This is a genomic window from Streptomyces nogalater (assembly GCF_039532885.1).
Classification (GTDB): Bacteria; Actinomycetota; Actinomycetes; order Streptomycetales; family Streptomycetaceae; genus Streptomyces; species Streptomyces nogalater.
Window position 1 is genome coordinate 1 of sequence record NZ_BAAASM010000067.1, and the last position, 15,059, is coordinate 15,059.

Below are 15,059 nucleotides of genomic sequence, written 5' to 3' on the forward strand. Positions count from 1 at the left end.
CACCCACCGAACCCCCACCCACCGACGCCCCCGGACTCCCCGCCGAACCCCGCCCACCGACAGCCCCCGCCCCCCTGTCGCCCCGCCGAACCCCTCACTTGGCGTCGGCGTAACACTCCACCACCGCCGTCGTGAACGGGAACCGCACCGGGGTGTCGCCGAAGGTCAGCCGGCCGGCCAGGGCGGCGGCGTCGCGGATGGCCTGGACGACGGCCTCGGCCTCTTCCTCGGGGCAGTGCACGATCACCTCGTCATGCTGGAAGAAGACCAGCTCGGCCGCCATGTCCCACAGGGCCCGGCGCAGCGCGGCGAGCAGCAGCAGGGCCCAGTCGGCGGCGCTGCCCTGCACGACGAAGTTGCGCGCGAAGCGGCCCCGCGCGCGGGAGTTGGTCGAGGCGTAACCGGGGACCCAGCCGGACTGGACCTCGGGCTCCTCCTCGCCGACCGGGATGCCCGCCTCGTCCGCCGTGTCCTCGCCCGATCCGGCGGCCGGGGGGCAGGTGCGGCCCAGCCAGGTGCGCACCAGCCGGCCCTCCTCGCCCGCGCGGGCGGCCTCGTCGACGTAGGCGACGGCCTCAGGGAAGCGGCGGCGGAGCGCGGCGAGGTTCTTCAGGCCGTCACCGGAGGTCTGGCCGTAGACCGCGCCGAGCACGGCGAGCTTGGCCTGCTCGCGGTCGCCGGAGAAGGCGCGGTCGGAGACGGACTGGTAGAGGTCGCTGTCGCGGCCGGCCACCTCCATCAGCCCCGGGTCGCGGGAGATCGCGGCCAGTACGCGCGGCTCCATCTGGTCGGCGTCGGCCACCACCAGCCGCCAGCCGGGGTCGGCGACCACGGCCCTGCGGATCACCTTGGGGATCTGCAGAGCGCCCCCGCCGTTCGTCACCCAGCGCCCGGTGACCGTGCCGCCGGCCAGGAACTCGGGGCGGAAACGGCCGTCGCGCACCCAGTCCTGGAGCCAGGACCAGCCGTGTGCCACCCAGATGCGGTACAGCTTCTTGTACTCCAGCAAAGGGGCGACGGCCGGGTGGTCGACGGACCGGATCTCCCAGCGGCGGGTGGACTTCACCTTGATCCCGGCCTGGGCGAAGGCCTTGACCACATCGGCGGGCAGGTCCGGTCGCACCCGGCGGCCGAAGGCCGCGGACACCTCGTCGGCCAGTTCGGCGAGGCGGCGTGGCTCACCGCCGCCCGCGTACCGCTCGCCGAGCAGTTCGTGCAGCAGGGCGCGGTGCACCTCGGCGCTCCACGGCAGGCCGGAGCGGTTCATCTCGGCGGCCACCAGCATCCCGGCCGACTCGGCGGCGGTCAGCAGCCGCATCCGGTCGGGGTGGGCGGCCTTTCGGTGCCGGCGCTGCTGTTCGGCGTAGACCGCGAGCAGGTCCGGCAGGGGCAGGTGGTCGCCGGCGGGTTCGAACAGCGGGGACTGGGCGCCCGGTTCGGCCGCGCGCTGGGGCGGGTCGGGCGGGACGGGGCCGCCGCGGAGGCGGGCCAGGGCGGCGGCGGCCGAGCGTGGCTCGCCGTACCGGCCCTCGTGGCCCAGCAGGAGTGTCTCGGCGTCCTCGATGTCGTAGCACCGCTCCACTCGCACCCCCGTGGCGAGCAGACGCGGATAGACCTCGGCGGTCGACCGCCACACCCAGCGCGTCACCTCCGGGCGGCTCCGCACCGCCCCGGCGGGATCGCTCTCCCGCCGCACCGGTCCGGCGGGCAGCCCGTCCGGGCCGAGGGGGGCGACGTCCACGCCTCCGTCCTCGGCCGGTGCGAGCGCCCACCGGTCCGTCATGTCCGCGAGTGTGGCAGGTGGGTCTGACAATCGCCCGTGGCCTCGGCCGTGGCCCCCCGTGCCCTCGGCGGTGACCTCGGCCGTGGCCCCCGTGACCTCGGCCGTGATGCCGCCCGTGACCTCGGCCGTGACGTCGGCCGTGGTCCCGCCGGTGATCTCGCTTGTGACCTGCGGGTCTATTCCTGCGAGCCGCCCGGCTGGGGGGTGTTCTCCAGCAGCAGCGCCAGCATCTTGCGCAGCTTCTCCTCGGTGGCCGGCTTGGTGATGCCGAGGCCGTTGAGGACGCCCTGGCCGTTCTCGTGCTCCAGCAGGGCCAGCAGGATGTGCTCGGTGCCGATGTAGTTGTGGCCGAGCCGGAGGGCCTCGCGGAAGGTGAGTTCCAGGACCTTCTTGGCGTCGGGGGCGTAGGGGACGAGCTCGGGGACGTCGTCCGCGGCCGGCGGCAGCGCGGCGGTCGCGGCCCGGCGTACGGCGTCCAAGGTCACGTCCTGCGCGGTGATCGCCTTCGCGGCCAGGCCCTCGGGTTCGGACAGCAGGCCGAGGAGCAGGTGCTCGGGGCGGCCCTCGGTGTTGCGGGCGGTCAGCGCCTCGTTGTGCGCGGCCATGACCACGTTCTGCGCGCGCGGGGTGTAGCGGCTGAAGCCCTGGGAGGGGTCGAGGTCGGCGGACTCCTTGGGCACGAACCGCTTCTGTGCCGCCTGCCGGGTGACGCCCATGCTGCGGCCGATGTCGGTCCAGGACGCGCCCGAGCGGCGGGCCTGGTCGACGAAGTGCCCGATCAGGTGGTCCGCCACGTCGCCGAGGTGATCGGCGGCGATCACCGCGTCCTGGAGCTGGTCGAGGGGTTCGGTGTGGGCCTTCTTGATGGCCTCGATGAGGTCGTCGAGGCGCACGGAAGCCGTGGTGTTCGGGTTGGTCGCCATACTGTCAACCGTAGGTTGCACCCTAGGGAGTGTCAACCAATGGTTGACGCTAGGGCCCTGTTTCCGTGGCGGGGTGCTCTACGGTCGTAGGGCTCCGCGTGCGTGCGCGTGCGCTGCCCGCCCGGCCCGGGTCCTGTCGGGGTCGCACTTCGCCAGAGTTGTCCACAGCCTGTGGACGGCCGTCCCATCGTGTCGGCGGTGCGTGGCACGATCGGGTCTGTGACCAGTACCGCCAGCACCGTCGAGCGGGCCTTTCGGGCAGCTCTCTACGACGACACCGACACCGGGCTCGACACGGGCGCCTCCCTGCTCGCCGCCGATCCGGGGGCCGACGCCGAACTCCGGCTGCGCGGCGAGGAGTTCGTGGCGGCGGCCTGGAGACGCGGCTGGCAGCCCGCCGACGTCGTACGGCTGGTGCGGCGCGAGCTGGAGGAGCCGCACGTCCACCTGGCCGCCGCCCTGATCCGGGCGCAGGCCGGGCGGGACCGTCCGCGCGGGCGCCGCTGGACCGACCAGCTGGCCGCGCTGCCCACCGGACCCGACCGCGCCGCGGACCGCTTCTCGCACGCCACCACCGTGCTGGAGCTGTACCGTCTGCTGCTGCGCCTGCCCGCCCTGGAGCCGCTGGACGACGAGCCCCGCCGCGCTCCCGGCCCGGCCGCCTCCCGCATGCTCACCCGCATCCGCGCGCTGCTCGCCAAGGCCGAGGCCACCGGTTATCCCGAGGAGGCGGAGGCGCTCAGCGCCAAGGCGCAGGAGCTGATGGCCCGGCACAGTGTCGACGAGGCGCTGCTCGCCGCCGAGGCACCCGCGCCGGACGCGCCCGGCGCCTGCCGGATCGGGGTCGAGCCGCCCTACGAACAGGCCAAGGCGGTCCTGCTGGACGCGGTGGCCACGGCCAACCACTGCCGCGCGGTGTGGAACGAACCGCTCGGCTTCTCCACGGTCGTCGGCTTCGAGGCGGACCTGGAGGCCGTCGAACTGCTCTACACCTCGCTGCTGGTGCAGGCCACGCACGCGATGACCAGGGCCGAGGCGGCCCAGCGGGCCGGCGGGCGCAAGCGGACCAAGACCTTCCGGCAGTCGTTCCTCGCGGCCTACGCGCACCGCGTGGGCGACCGGCTCGCGGCTGCCGCCGAGGCCCAGGTGACCCAGGACCTGCTGCCGGTGCTGGCCACGCGCGAGATAGCCGTCACCGGCCGGCTGGAAACCATGTTCCCGGAGACCACGACGACCCGGATCAGGGGCGTCAGTGACGCGGCGGGCTGGACGGAGGGCGCACGCGCGGCGGACCAGGCCCAGGTCAGGGCCCGCCCGCGGCTGGAGTGAGCCCGGGTGCGGAGTGCGCCGCACCGGTCCGGAGCGTCAGTCGCCGACCTGCTGGAAGACGCTCACCGAGGCGTCCGGCCCGCTCCCGTCGGCCTTCCCGGCGACCGGGCCGTACTTCCACGGGAAGCTCCGGCCGGTGTCCGTGCCGGGCAGGGTGATCTTCACGGTGTCCGCCGCGAGGGTGTTCTCGGCCCCCTCCTTGCCGCGCACGTAAGCGATGGAGAAGGACGCGGAGTCGCCCTTGGCCAGCTTCAGCTTCTGGGTCTTCGCGCCCTTGAGCAGGGGCACGGTGGCGTCGTTGCCGCCGCCGCTCAGCACGACGCCCGGGAAGTGGTCCAGGGTGCAGGGCGCGCTCTGGTTGGTGAGGCTGACCGGGATCTCGCCGGTGTCGCCGGCGGCCGGAGCCACGCTCGCCGAGCCGATCTGCACGGAGACCCCGCCGATCTCGCAGGCCGAGTCGGCGTTGTTGCCGCTCTTTCCGCCGCCGTCGTCGCAGGCGGTCAGCAGCAGGGCGGCGGCGAGGGCGGTGACGGTGAGCGGAATGGCGCGCATGGGCGGGTCCCTGTCCTGGTGGTGATGGTGCCCCTGCATCATGGCGCCTGCCCCCGCGGCCCGTACGCGCGCCCCTCCGGAATCCGCACCCCCCGGCCCCGAGAAGCCCGCACGGCCGGGTCGCCTTCCGGGCGTCCCCCAACTCGGCCCAGAGCCCCTGCCATTGCCGGCGAACCTCCCTCCCGGACGCCCCGCAACCGACCCCGGCCGCCCTCCCGACGGCCTCCGGCCGCGTTCCCGCCGGTTGGCGTCCACGCCCCGGACGGCCCGCGACTCGGCCCAGCCGCCCCACCGCGTGCCGTGCACCTCCCCGGAAGCCCCCGCAACCCGACCCACCCACCCCGCCCTTGGTCCATCGGCCGCGAATCACCCCCCGGACGCCCCCCAACCAGGCCCAGCCGCCCTCCCTCAACTCGCCTGGGTCGCGAACCGCCCTCCCGGACGGTCCGCGGCCACGCCTGTCAGCCGGTGGTCACCAGGACGACTTGCGAACCCCGGGCAGGAACCCCTGATGTGCCAGTGTCCGCAGGTTCACCCGGGACAGGCCGAAGGCGCGCAGGTGGCCGCGCGGGCGGCCGTCGATCTGGTCGCGGTTGCGGAGCCGCGTAGCGCTGGCGTCCCTCGGCTGCGCGCGCAGTTCCCGCTGGGCGGCGAGCCGTTCGGCCTCCGGGGTGGAGGGCCGGCGGATGATCTCCTTCAGCTCGGCGCGGCGCTCGGCGTACCGGGCGACGACCTCCTTGCGCCGCTCGTTCTTCGCGATCTTGCTCTTCTTCGCCATCAGACCCGCACCCCCCGGGCACGGATGCGGGCGACGGCCGCCTCCACGCCGATCGCGTCCACCGTCTTGACCGCCTTCGCGCTCAGCCGCAGCCGGACGTACCGGCCCTCGCCGGGCAGCCAGTAGCGCTTGGTCTGGATGTTGGGGTCGAAACGGCGGGAGGTGCGCCGGTGCGAGTGGGAGATGCGATTGCCGAAGCCCGGCCGGGCCCCGGTGAGCATGCAGTGCGCGGACATGGTGACGTAGCTCTCCTCTGGCAAGTCAGCAAATGGAATTCATTTTCAGTAAGGTAGCAGCATGCCACGCAACGAGCTGCGCCCGGTCATCAGGCTCCGGTCCACCGCCGGGACCGGCTACACCTACGTGACCCGCAAGAACCGCCGCAACGATCCGGACCGTATGACGCTGCGCAAGTACGACCCCGTCGCCGGCCGGCACGTCGACTTCCGAGAGGAGCGCTGAACCTCCGCCATGCGCAAGGGAATCCACCCCGCCTACGGGCCGGTCGTCTTCCGCGACCGCGCCGCCGGCCACGCCTTCCTCACCCGGTCGACCATGACGAGCGACAAGACGGTGGAATGGGAGGACGGCAACACCTATCCGGTCGTGGACGTCGAGATCTCGAACGTCAGCCACCCCTTCTACACCGGTACCGCGCGCGTGCTGGACACCGCCGGACGCGTCGAGCGCTTCGAGCGCCGGTTCGGGAAGCGGGGCGGGGCGTGAGCCTGGCGGTGGCCGTCGTCGGCGGGCTGCACGCCGCCGCCCGCACGGCGGCCGTCGACCGGCTGCTCGCCGACGTGCCCGGGAGCGTAGTCCTGCACCACGACCTCTCCACGGCCCCCGCCGGCCGGGTCGCGCGGACCGTCCGGGACCGCGACGGCATCGTGTCGAGCGGGGAGACGCCCCTGGTCAACGACTGCGCCTGCTGTGCGCTGCGCGAGGACCTGGTACCCGAGCTGCGGCGGCTGGCCGACGCGGCGACCGCCCGGCTGGCGATCGTCGAGCTGTGGGACTCCGTCGAGCCCAAGGCGATGGCCGAGGTGATCGCCTCCGGCGGACTGACCGTCACGTCGGTGATCACCGCCGTGGACCCGGCGCTGGTGCTGCCGTACCTGGGTAACGGCGACGACCTCGCCGAGGCCGGGCTCGCCGCGGCGGCCACCGACCGGCGTACGGTCGCCGACACCTTCGCCCGCCAGCTGGAGTACGCCCCCGTGCTCGCCGTGGCCGACTCCCCGGAGGCCGACGACGAGGACATGGAGCTGCTGACGCAGCTGCATCCGACGGCCCGCCGGGTGCCGATCGGCCCGGCCGCCGGCGAGGAAGACTCCGGGCGAGGGGGCCGGGCCGGCGCGGGCGCCGGGTCCCCGGGCGCGCTCGCCCGGGCCGCCCTCGCCGGCTTCGACGTGGAGGCCGCCGCCGCTGCCCAGCACCCGGCCTGCGCCCTGCTGCCCCAGGAGGCCGACGACCACGGCGTCTCCACCCTGGTCTGGCGCCGCCGCCGGCCCTTCCACCCGGAGCGGCTGTACGCGGCGCTGGAGGATCTGACCTGCGCCGCCGCCCGCAGCCGGGGCCGGTTCTGGCTCGCCGACAAGCCGGACGCGCTGCTGCACTGGGACGCGGCGGGCGGGGCGCTGTGCGTGGAGAGCGCGGGGCCCTGGCTCGCCGGGCTGCCCGACGCGGCCTGGGAGCTCGTCCCGCCGGTGCGCCGCGCCGCCGCCGCGCTGGACTGGCACCCCGAGCACGGCGACCGCTGCAACCACCTGGTGTTCACCTCGCCCGGCCTCGACCGCGAGGGGCTGACCCGGTTGCTGGAGTCCTGCCTGCTCACCGACGCCGAGTACGCCGCCGGGCGGGACGCCTGGCGTCTGCTCCCGCCCGCCTTCGACACCCTGCTGGAGGTCTGATGCCCCGCAAGAGCGACCGCTCCGCCGTCCGCAACCGCCCCAACCCCCTGGACGTGGCCGGGGTCACCTACATCGACTACAAGGACACCGACCTGCTGCGGAAGTTCATCTCCGACCGCGGCAAGATCCGCAGCCGGCGCGTCACCCGGGTCACCGTCCGTCAGCAGCGGCTGCTCGCGCGGGCCGTCAAGAACGCCCGGGAGATGGCGCTGCTGCCGTACGCCGTCCGCTGATCCACTCTCTCCCCCCACAAGGCAGGCGCCGCCCTACGCTCCCCCGCAGGGCGGCGCCTGCCTCTTGCCGCGTCCGGGGGCGGAGGCGGCGGCTCACCCCGCAGGGCTACGCCGACCGGTACCGAATGATCTCCGTCACGTGTCCCGGCGCCCGTTCCCCGCCGCCGTAGGGGCGGAGCGCAGGGTCTACGACAGCGGGCGGAGGCCGTCCCTCCGGTCGGCGGACGCAGTTCCGGCCAGTCCGGTGGGCCGATCGGCTGCCGGACAGTGGAACATGAGGGGTGCGGTACGCGTCTTCCCCCGGGTGTGGGGCGAGGCATGTCCCGCCTGCTCGGGGGCAGGTGCTGGAGCGGCTCCGGTAAAGCACACGCCAAGGCTGTAATCACGGGACCACTGCTCGTGCACGTGCATATGCTCATGCATTTGCACGTGAACAGAGTTATGATCCGGGTCAGTTGACCACAGCACCTATGGCCACACAGCCAGTGCACCACCGGGGAGCGACCTGTGGACCGCGACGTTGACGGCGTGTACGGGGGGTACGACGTGTACAACGGCATGGCTGCCACGCAGCTGGACGGAGTGGCCTGGCAGAAGAGCAGGCACAGCAACTCGCAGGGCTCCTGCGTGGAGTTCGCGCGGCTGCCGGGCGGCGATGTCGCCGTGCGCAACTCGCGCTTCCCGGACGGGCCGGCGCTCGTCTACACGCGCGCGGAGATCGAGGCCATGCTCCTCGGGGTCAAGGACGGCGAGTTCGACCACCTGATCGCGAGCTGACCGCCCGGCACGCGCGCCCGCCCCTGCGCCGGGCACCCGCGGTGTACGCGCGTAGAAGCCGGGCGTACACCCACGCCGTACCGGATCAGCCCGCCGGGTGCATCCGGAACAGCGCCCAGACCACCTTGCCCTGGAGGGTGCCGGCGAGCGGGTGCCAGCCCCAGCTGTCGGCGAAGGAGTCGACGAGGAACAGGCCGCGGCCCGACTCGGCGGCGAAGTCGTCGGAGTCCCCGGGCACCGGGGTCTCGTGGCTGGGGTCGCGCACCGCGCACACCAGCCGCTCGCTCCAGCGCATCAGGTGCAGCCGCACGGACGGGAGCCCGTCGGCGGGGCAGGGGTCCGCCGGCACCGCGTGGCGCAGGGCGTTGGTGACGAGCTCGGAGACGACGAGACACACATCGTCGAAGCGGTCGCCGACGTCCCACCGGCCCAGGGTGTCGCGGGTGAAGCGCCGGGCCTCGCGCACCGCCTCGTAACGGGCGGGGAGGGCGCAGGAGGCGGCATCGGACACGGCCGCGGGATCCAGCGGCGGAAGGCCCTGCCGTAACGGCTTGAGCATGGTCGATCCATTCGTCCCCATGCGAGGCACTCCCGGGTATTCGCGGTCGTTGCGATGCAGCGGTGGCGCGGCACCCATGGTTTCGGATGCGCAGAGCAGATGCAAGGGCAGATGCACGTGCACGCGGCCGAAATAACACAGCCCGTACCGCTTCTTGGCCATTTTTTCCGCCGACTTCGCCCGGGAACCCGCCAGAGGTCCGGACCTCTGGCCCGGTCGGGGCATGGTGGAAACGGCCGAGCTCTTTCCGTTTCCGTAACCGGGCAAGTACTGCTCGGAGTGTTTTAGTGGCAGACTTCGGCCCCTGAGAGACGGTTGGGGAGGCTGGCGAAAGTGAGCGCGGGAGAGCCCGGATCGGTGGTGCGGCGGATGCTGCTCGGCTCGCAACTCAGGCGACTGCGGGAAGCGCGGGGGATCACGCGCGAGGCGGCGGGTTACTCGATCCGCGCCTCCGAGTCGAAGATCAGCCGGATGGAGCTGGGCCGGGTGAGCTTCAAGACCAGAGACGTCGAGGACCTGCTGACGCTCTACGGCATCACCGACGAGTCCGAGCGCGAGTCGCTGCTCTCCCTCGCCCGGGAGGCCAACGTGGCGGGCTGGTGGCACAGTTACACCGACGTCCTGCCCAGCTGGTTCCCCACCTATGTGGGCCTGGAGGGCGCCGCCTCGCTGATCCGGGTCTACGAGGTGCAGTTCGTGCACGGCCTGCTCCAGACCGAGGAGTACGCCCGCGAGGTGGTCCGGCGCGGCATGAAGGGCGCGAGCGCCGCCGACATCGAACGCCGGGTCGCCCTGCGCCTGGAGCGGCAGCGGCACCTGCTCTCCGACAACGCCCCGGAACTGCACATCGTCCTGGACGAGGCCGCCCTGCGCCGCCCCTACGGCGACCGGGACGTGATGCGCGGCCAGTTCCAGCACCTGATCGACATCTCCGAGCGGCCCAACGTGCGGCTCCAGGTCATGCCGTTCAGCTTCGGCGGGCACTCCGGCGAGAGCGGCGCCTTCACCATCCTCAGCTTCCCCGAGTCCGACCTGTCCGACGTGGTCTACCTGGAGCAGCTGACCAGCGCCCTCTACCTGGACAAGCGCGAGGACGTCGCCCAGTACGAGCAGGCGCTGAAGGAACTCCAGCAGGACAGCCCCGGCCCGGACGAGAGCCGGGACCTGCTCCGCGGACTCCTGCAACTCTCCTGACCGACGACGGCTCTCAACTCACGGCGGCCACAAGTACGATGACGTCCTGTCAGACGTGGCGCAGATCTGGTGTCCGCTAGCGATTGAGGGATCACATGTCGTCCTACTTCAGCGACCTGGCCCAGCAGTACATCGACGGCGAGTGGCGCCCGGGCACGGGCTCCTGGGACGTCATCGACTTCAACCCCTACAACGACGAGAAGCTGGCCTCGATCACCGTGGCCACCGTCGAGGAGGTGGACCTGGCCTACCAGGCCGCCGCCCGCGCCCAGAAGAAGTGGGCCGAGACCAACCCCTACACCCGGCGGGCCGTCTTCGAGCGCGCGCTGCGGCTGGTGGAGGACCACGAGCAGGAGATAGCCGACCTGATCACCGCGGAGCTGGGCGGCACGCGCGTGAAGGCCGGCTTCGAACTGCACCTCGCCAAGGAGTTCCTGCGCGAGTCGATCCACCTCGCGCTGCGCCCCGAGGGCAAGATCCTGCCCTCCCCGGGCGACGGCAAGGAGAACCGCGTCTACCGCGTGCCGGTCGGTGTCGTCGGTGTGATCAGCCCGTTCAACTTCCCCTTCCTGCTGTCGCTGAAGTCGGTCGCCCCGGCGCTCGCGCTCGGCAACGGCGTGGTGCTCAAGCCGCACCAGAACACCCCGATCGCCGGCGGCACCCTGATCGCGAAGATCTTCGAGGACGCCGGACTGCCCGGCGGCCTGCTGAACGTCCTGGTCACCGACATCGCCGAGATCGGCGACGCGTTCCTCGAGCACCCCGTGCCGAAGGTGATCTCCTTCACCGGTTCCGACAAGGTCGGCCGGCACGTCGCCACTGTCTGCGCCAGGCACTTCAAGCGCTCGGTTCTCGAACTCGGCGGCAACAGCGCGCTGGTGGTGCTGGACGACGCCGACGTCGACTACGCGGTGGACGCGGCGGTCTTCAGCCGGTTCGTGCACCAGGGCCAGGTGTGCATGGCGGCCAACCGGGTCCTGGTGGACCGTTCCGTGCACGAGGAGTTCACCGAGAAGTTCGTCGCCAAGGTCAGGAGCCTCAAGGTCGGCGACCCGAGCGACCCGCAGACCGTGATCGGCCCCGTGATCAACTCCGCGCAGGCCGGCGCGATCTCCGGCACCGTCGAGCAGGCGCTGGCCGAGGGCGCCACCGCCCTGGTGCACGGCACCACGACCAACAACCTGGTCGAGCCGAGCGTGCTGACCGGCATCCCGGCCGACTCCCCGCTGCTCCAGCAGGAGATCTTCGGCCCGGTCGTCTTCCTCATCCCGTTCGACGGCGAGGAGGACGCGGTGCGGATCGTCAACGGCACCCCGTACGGCCTGAGCGGCGCCGTCCACACCGGGAACATCGAGCGCGGTGTGGCCTTCGCCAAGCGGATCGACACCGGCATGTTCCACGTGAACGACGGCACCGTCCACGACGAGCCGATCGTGCCCTTCGGCGGGGAGAAGCACTCCGGCCTCGGCCGCCTCAACGGCGAGACCACGATGGAGGCGTTCACCACCGTCAAGTGGATCTCGATCCAGCACGGCCGCAGCGGATTCCCGTTCTGAGCCGTGTCACCTGTCCCGCCCGGGGCCATTGCGGTCAGGATCCGACCGCATTGGCCCCTAGCGTCTTTCCGGCCGGGGAAACCGCCCCGGTGAACGGCCAGACGAGAGGCGGCGGGCCATGGTCATGCACGTGCCGGCGGAGGACAAGGGCGACGAGCGGGGAGCGCTGCTCGCGTTCATCGAGGAGCAGCGCGGCGGTATCCGCAGGGCGCTGCTCGGGCTGACCGAGGAACAGGCCCGTACCCGCCCGAGCGCCAGTGAGCTGTCCCTGGGCGGCCTGCTCAAGCATGTCGCCGAGGTGGAGCAGGGCTGGGTCGCCCGGGCGAGGCGGGAGCCGCCGGCGGTACGGCGCGACGCGTCGAACTGGCACGAGACGTTCCAGCTGACCGGCGACGAGACGGTGGCCGGGCAGCTGGCGTACTGGGAGCGGGTGGCCGCCGCGACGGAAGAGCTGATCCGCTCCGCGCCCAGCCTGGACGACACCTTCCCGCTGCCGCCCGACCCGTGGTTCCCGCCCGAGGGCCGCGTCTCGCTGCGCTGGCTGTGCCTGCACCTGATCCGCGAGACGGCCCGGCACGCCGGCCACGCCGACATCATCCGCGAGTCGCTGGACGGGAAGACCGCGTTCGAGCTGGTGGCCCGGGCACAGGGCGATTCCTCCGGCCGCCCCGGGTCCTAACCTGGACCCCATGTCAGCGATCCGTCTCCTCGTGCTGGGCGCGGTCCGCCAGCACGGCCGGGCCCACGGCTACCAGGTGCGCAACGACCTGGAGTACTGGGGCGCGCACGAGTGGTCCAACGCCAAGCCCGGCTCGGTCTACCACGCCCTGAAGCAGATGGCCCGGCAGGGACTGCTGCACGCGCACGAGACCGCGCCGTCCACGGCGGGCGGGCCGCCGCGCACCGAGTACGAGATCACCGACCGCGGCGAGGAGGAGTTCTTCCGGCTGCTGCGCGAGTCCCTGGTCTCCTACGACCAGAAGACCGACGTCCGGTCGGCGGCCATCGGCTTCCTGGTCGAGCTGCCCCGGGCCGAGGCGCTGGAACTGCTGCGGGAGCGGATCCGCCGGATCGGGCGGTGGCGGGATGCCGTCACCGGGGAGTACCTCCCCGAGGGCGGCCCGCAGCAGCTCGGTCACATCGGCGAGATCATGCGGATGTGGATCCACACGGCCGACTCCGACGCGGCCTGGACCCGGGGCCTGATCGACCGCCTGGAGGCGGGCGCGTACACCTTCGCGGGGGAGGGCGAGCCGTTCGTCGGCGTCCTCACCGAGGGCCGGGAGAACCCGTACGCGACGGGGGAGCGGCACCCGGAGGACGACCGCTGAGCCGCCTTCGGCCCGGGCCCGGCGCAACCGGCTTGCACCTCACGCGACGTGAGGCCGCAGGGTGGACCGCGTACCGACCGAAGGAGCGGAAGAAGTGAGCCACCCCGTGGGACAGGACCGGTCACCGGGCCGGGTCTACTCCGTGGGACAGGTCGCCGGGTTCGCCGGGGTCACGGTGCGCACCCTGCACCACTACGACGAGATCGGACTGCTCGTGCCCGGCGGGCGTACCCACGCCGGGCACCGGCGCTACACCGACGCCGATCTCGACCGGCTCCAGCAGATCCTGTTCTACCGGGAGCTCGGCTTCCCGCTCGACGAGGTCGCGGCCCTGCTCGACGACCCGGACACGGACCCGCGCGCGCACCTGCGCCGCCAGCACGACCTGCTGACCGCCCGGATCGAGAAGCTCCAGAAGATGGCCGCGGCCGTGGAGCACGCCATGGAGGCACGCACGATGGGCGTCAACCTGACACCGCAGGAGAAGTTCGAGGTCTTCGGCGACTTCGACCCGGACGAGCACGCGGACGAGGTGGAGCGGCGCTGGGGCCACACCGAGGCCTACCGGCAGTCGCGGCTCCGGACCGCCGCCTACACCAAGGAGGACTGGCAGCGGCTCAACGCCGAGCTGGACGCGATCCACGGCCGGATGGCCGGCCTGCTCGCCGAGGGCGCGCCCGCGGACTCGGAGGCGGCCATGGAGGCCGCGGAGGAGCACCGCCGGTTCATCACGGGCGCGTACTACGACTGCGGGCACGAGCTGCACGCATGCCTCGGCGAGATGTACGTCACCGACGAGCGGTTCACCGCCACGTACGAGGCCATTCGTCCCGGTCTGGCCCGCTATATGCGGGACGCCATCGTGGCGAACACCGTCCGGCACACCGCGTCCTGAGGGTTCCCGGCCTGGGAGCGCACGGGGTTCGCTCCCGGGCCGGAACCTCACGAGTCCCCTGAGTCACAGCTTTCTCCGGGGCCTCGCACAGGGCATCCTGGAGCCACTGGTGGAACCTGGGGCTGTCACATCGCGTTGATAGCTTTGTGCGGCCGCACTTGGACGCCGTAGCCGCCCTCACCCCTTCAGGAGCCCGGACCCGTGATGACACTCGCCCTAGGCCCGAGCTGGCTCGATCCCAACTACCTGCTCGACACCTACAGCATCTGGGGCCTGCTGCTCATCGTCTTCGCCGAGTCCGGCCTGCTCATCGGCTTCTTCCTGCCGGGTGACTCGCTGCTGTTCACCTGCGGCCTGCTGATCACCTCGAACCAGCTGGACTTCCCGCTGTGGGGGGCGATCGCCCTGATCTGCCTCGCCGCCGTCCTGGGCGACCAGGCGGGCTACATGTTCGGCAAGAAGGTCGGCCCGTCCCTGTTCAACCGCCCGGACTCCCGTCTGTTCAAGCAGGAGAACGTCACCAAGGCGCACGAGTTCTTCGAGAAGTACGGCCCGAAGTCCCTGGTGCTGGCCCGCTTCGTGCCGATCGTGCGCACGTTCACGCCGATCATCGCGGGCGTCAGCGGCATGAAGTACCGCTCCTTCCTGATCTTCAACATCCTCGGCGGCGTCCTGTGGGGGGCCGGCGTCACCCTGCTCGGCTCCTGGCTCGGCAACATCGAGTTCGTCAAGACCAACATCGAGGCGATCCTCATCCTGATCGTCCTCGTCTCGGTGGTCCCGATCGCGATCGAGTTCCTGCGCGCCCGCGGCAAGGAGAAGAAGGCCGCCCAGGCCCGGCCGCAGCCCCAGCCGGTGCCGGCGCAGCAGCCCGCCTACCAGCAGCCCGGGCCCGAGTACCGGCAGCAGCCCCCGGTGATGGACGACGCCACGACCCGCCTGCGGCGCGTCGAGCCGGAGCAGCCGCAGTACGACGAGCGGCACTACGAGCAGCAGCGGTACGAGGAGCCCCGGTACCAGCAGCCGCAGCAGCAGGACTGGAACCACCAGCAGCAGGGCTACGGCCAGTACTACGACGGGCAGCAGCAGTACCAGCAGCCCTACGACGGCCGGCAGCACCCGCAGCAGCAGAACTGGAACCAGCAGCAGGGCTACGACCAGCAGCAGGGCTACGACCAGCAGCAGTACGACGAGAACGGCTACCCGTACGACCAGCGCGGCCAGTAGGCCCCGGGCCCC

General features: G+C 72.1%; 18 protein-coding genes. 12 read left to right on the top strand and 6 right to left on the bottom strand.

Annotated elements, in window-relative coordinates:
• Positions 1–94: 94 nt before the first annotated feature.
• Positions 95–1,783: a bifunctional 3'-5' exonuclease/DNA polymerase gene (locus ABD350_RS33335; RefSeq protein WP_344352737.1), complete on the bottom strand. Its 1,689-nt coding sequence runs from the start codon at positions 1,781–1,783 to the stop codon at positions 95–97.
• A 176-nt stretch (positions 1,784–1,959) separates the two neighbouring features.
• Positions 1,960–2,706, bottom strand: a complete 747-nt coding sequence (locus ABD350_RS33340) for a Clp protease N-terminal domain-containing protein (protein WP_344352738.1) — start codon at positions 2,704–2,706, stop codon at positions 1,960–1,962.
• A 219-nt stretch (positions 2,707–2,925) separates the two neighbouring features.
• Between ABD350_RS33340 and ABD350_RS33345 the strand changes: the two genes are divergently transcribed.
• Complete coding sequence (locus ABD350_RS33345; protein ID WP_344352739.1) at positions 2,926–4,035, top strand: DUF2786 domain-containing protein; 1,110 nt, start codon at positions 2,926–2,928, stop codon at positions 4,033–4,035.
• 36 nt (positions 4,036–4,071) lie between these two features.
• Here ABD350_RS33345 and ABD350_RS33350 read toward each other — a convergent pair whose 3' ends face one another.
• The 3 genes from ABD350_RS33350 to rpmB form a co-directional block, all read right to left on the bottom strand.
• Positions 4,072–4,587: a DUF4232 domain-containing protein gene (locus tag ABD350_RS33350; RefSeq protein WP_344352740.1), complete on the bottom strand. Its 516-nt coding sequence runs from the start codon at positions 4,585–4,587 to the stop codon at positions 4,072–4,074.
• Positions 4,588–5,059: 472 nt separating this feature from the next.
• Complete coding sequence (rpsN, locus tag ABD350_RS33355; protein WP_344352742.1) at positions 5,060–5,365, bottom strand: 30S ribosomal protein S14; 306 nt, start codon at positions 5,363–5,365, stop codon at positions 5,060–5,062.
• Positions 5,365–5,601, bottom strand: coding sequence for a 50S ribosomal protein L28 (rpmB, locus tag ABD350_RS33360; protein WP_344352841.1), 237 nt, complete (start codon positions 5,599–5,601; stop codon positions 5,365–5,367). Before rpmB ends, rpsN begins: the two co-directional genes overlap by 1 nt.
• Positions 5,602–5,662: 61 nt before the next feature.
• Between rpmB and rpmG the strand changes: the two genes are divergently transcribed.
• The 5 genes from rpmG (at position 5,663) to ABD350_RS33385 (ending at position 8,285) form a co-directional block, all read left to right on the top strand.
• On the top strand, positions 5,663–5,827 hold the full coding sequence (gene rpmG / locus ABD350_RS33365) for a 50S ribosomal protein L33 (protein WP_344352743.1): 165 nt from the start codon (positions 5,663–5,665) through the stop codon (positions 5,825–5,827).
• 9 nt (positions 5,828–5,836) lie between these two features.
• Entirely contained in the window at positions 5,837–6,091 is a 255-nt protein-coding gene (locus tag ABD350_RS33370; RefSeq protein ID WP_181798625.1) for a type B 50S ribosomal protein L31, read from the top strand.
• Entirely contained in the window at positions 6,088–7,275 is a 1,188-nt protein-coding gene (locus ABD350_RS33375; protein ID WP_344352746.1) for a CobW family GTP-binding protein, read from the top strand. The genes ABD350_RS33370 and ABD350_RS33375 overlap by 4 nt, the downstream gene beginning before the upstream one ends.
• Positions 7,275–7,508: a 30S ribosomal protein S18 gene (rpsR, locus tag ABD350_RS33380; protein ID WP_344352748.1), complete on the top strand. Its 234-nt coding sequence runs from the start codon at positions 7,275–7,277 to the stop codon at positions 7,506–7,508. The genes ABD350_RS33375 and rpsR overlap by 1 nt, the downstream gene beginning before the upstream one ends.
• A 507-nt stretch (positions 7,509–8,015) precedes the next feature.
• Positions 8,016–8,285, top strand: a complete 270-nt coding sequence (locus ABD350_RS33385) for a DUF397 domain-containing protein (protein WP_030781778.1) — start codon at positions 8,016–8,018, stop codon at positions 8,283–8,285.
• Positions 8,286–8,370: 85 nt separating this feature from the next.
• Here the strand turns inward: ABD350_RS33385 and ABD350_RS33390 are convergent, their stop codons facing one another.
• On the bottom strand, positions 8,371–8,844 hold the full coding sequence (locus tag ABD350_RS33390) for an ATP-binding protein (protein WP_344352750.1): 474 nt from the start codon (positions 8,842–8,844) through the stop codon (positions 8,371–8,373).
• 369 nt (positions 8,845–9,213) lie between these two features.
• Here ABD350_RS33390 and ABD350_RS33395 point away from each other — a divergent pair, with 369 nt between their 5' ends.
• The 6 genes from ABD350_RS33395 (at position 9,214) to ABD350_RS33420 (ending at position 15,047) form a co-directional block, all read left to right on the top strand.
• The gene (locus ABD350_RS33395) at positions 9,214–10,038 is read left to right on the top strand and encodes a helix-turn-helix domain-containing protein (RefSeq protein WP_344352843.1); all 825 of its coding nucleotides are present in this window, start codon (positions 9,214–9,216) and stop codon (positions 10,036–10,038) included.
• A gap of 95 nt (positions 10,039–10,133) precedes the next feature.
• Positions 10,134–11,594: an aldehyde dehydrogenase family protein gene (locus tag ABD350_RS33400; RefSeq protein WP_344352752.1), complete on the top strand. Its 1,461-nt coding sequence runs from the start codon at positions 10,134–10,136 to the stop codon at positions 11,592–11,594.
• A 118-nt stretch (positions 11,595–11,712) separates the two neighbouring features.
• Positions 11,713–12,273 carry a DinB family protein gene (locus ABD350_RS33405; RefSeq protein ID WP_344352754.1) on the top strand — a complete coding sequence of 187 codons (561 nt, stop codon included), beginning with the start codon at positions 11,713–11,715 and terminating at the stop codon, positions 12,271–12,273.
• Positions 12,274–12,283: 10 nt separating this feature from the next.
• A complete protein-coding gene (locus ABD350_RS33410; protein ID WP_344352755.1) occupies positions 12,284–12,925 on the top strand; it encodes a PadR family transcriptional regulator in 642 nt (213 codons plus the stop codon).
• Positions 12,926–13,019: 94 nt separating this feature from the next.
• Positions 13,020–13,820 carry a MerR family transcriptional regulator gene (locus ABD350_RS33415; RefSeq protein WP_344352757.1) on the top strand — a complete coding sequence of 267 codons (801 nt, stop codon included), beginning with the start codon at positions 13,020–13,022 and terminating at the stop codon, positions 13,818–13,820.
• 201 nt (positions 13,821–14,021) lie between these two features.
• A complete protein-coding gene (locus ABD350_RS33420; RefSeq protein ID WP_344352759.1) occupies positions 14,022–15,047 on the top strand; it encodes a DedA family protein in 1,026 nt (341 codons plus the stop codon).
• Positions 15,048–15,059: the final 12 nt, after the last annotated feature.

Excerpts from the sequence above, each read along its gene's own strand:
- ABD350_RS33405 (WP_344352754.1), top strand. The coding sequence starts at position 11,713 with ATGGTCATGCACGTGCCGGCGGAGGACAAGGGCGACGAGCGGGGAGCG.
- ABD350_RS33370 (WP_181798625.1), top strand. The coding sequence starts at position 5,837 with ATGCGCAAGGGAATCCACCCCGCCTACGGGCCGGTCGTCTTCCGCGAC.
- rpmG (WP_344352743.1), top strand. The coding sequence starts at position 5,663 with ATGCCACGCAACGAGCTGCGCCCGGTCATCAGGCTCCGGTCCACCGCC.
- rpsN (WP_344352742.1), bottom strand. The coding sequence starts at position 5,365 with ATGGCGAAGAAGAGCAAGATCGCGAAGAACGAGCGGCGCAAGGAGGTC.
- ABD350_RS33400 (WP_344352752.1), top strand. The coding sequence starts at position 10,134 with ATGTCGTCCTACTTCAGCGACCTGGCCCAGCAGTACATCGACGGCGAG.
- ABD350_RS33350 (WP_344352740.1), bottom strand. The coding sequence starts at position 4,587 with ATGCGCGCCATTCCGCTCACCGTCACCGCCCTCGCCGCCGCCCTGCTG.
- ABD350_RS33335 (WP_344352737.1), bottom strand. The coding sequence starts at position 1,783 with ATGACGGACCGGTGGGCGCTCGCACCGGCCGAGGACGGAGGCGTGGAC.
- ABD350_RS33395 (WP_344352843.1), top strand. The coding sequence starts at position 9,214 with ATGCTGCTCGGCTCGCAACTCAGGCGACTGCGGGAAGCGCGGGGGATC.
- rpsR (WP_344352748.1), top strand. The coding sequence starts at position 7,275 with ATGCCCCGCAAGAGCGACCGCTCCGCCGTCCGCAACCGCCCCAACCCC.
- rpmB (WP_344352841.1), bottom strand. The coding sequence starts at position 5,601 with ATGTCCGCGCACTGCATGCTCACCGGGGCCCGGCCGGGCTTCGGCAAT.
- ABD350_RS33410 (WP_344352755.1), top strand. The coding sequence starts at position 12,284 with ATGTCAGCGATCCGTCTCCTCGTGCTGGGCGCGGTCCGCCAGCACGGC.
- ABD350_RS33390 (WP_344352750.1), bottom strand. The coding sequence starts at position 8,844 with ATGCTCAAGCCGTTACGGCAGGGCCTTCCGCCGCTGGATCCCGCGGCC.
- ABD350_RS33340 (WP_344352738.1), bottom strand. The coding sequence starts at position 2,706 with ATGGCGACCAACCCGAACACCACGGCTTCCGTGCGCCTCGACGACCTC.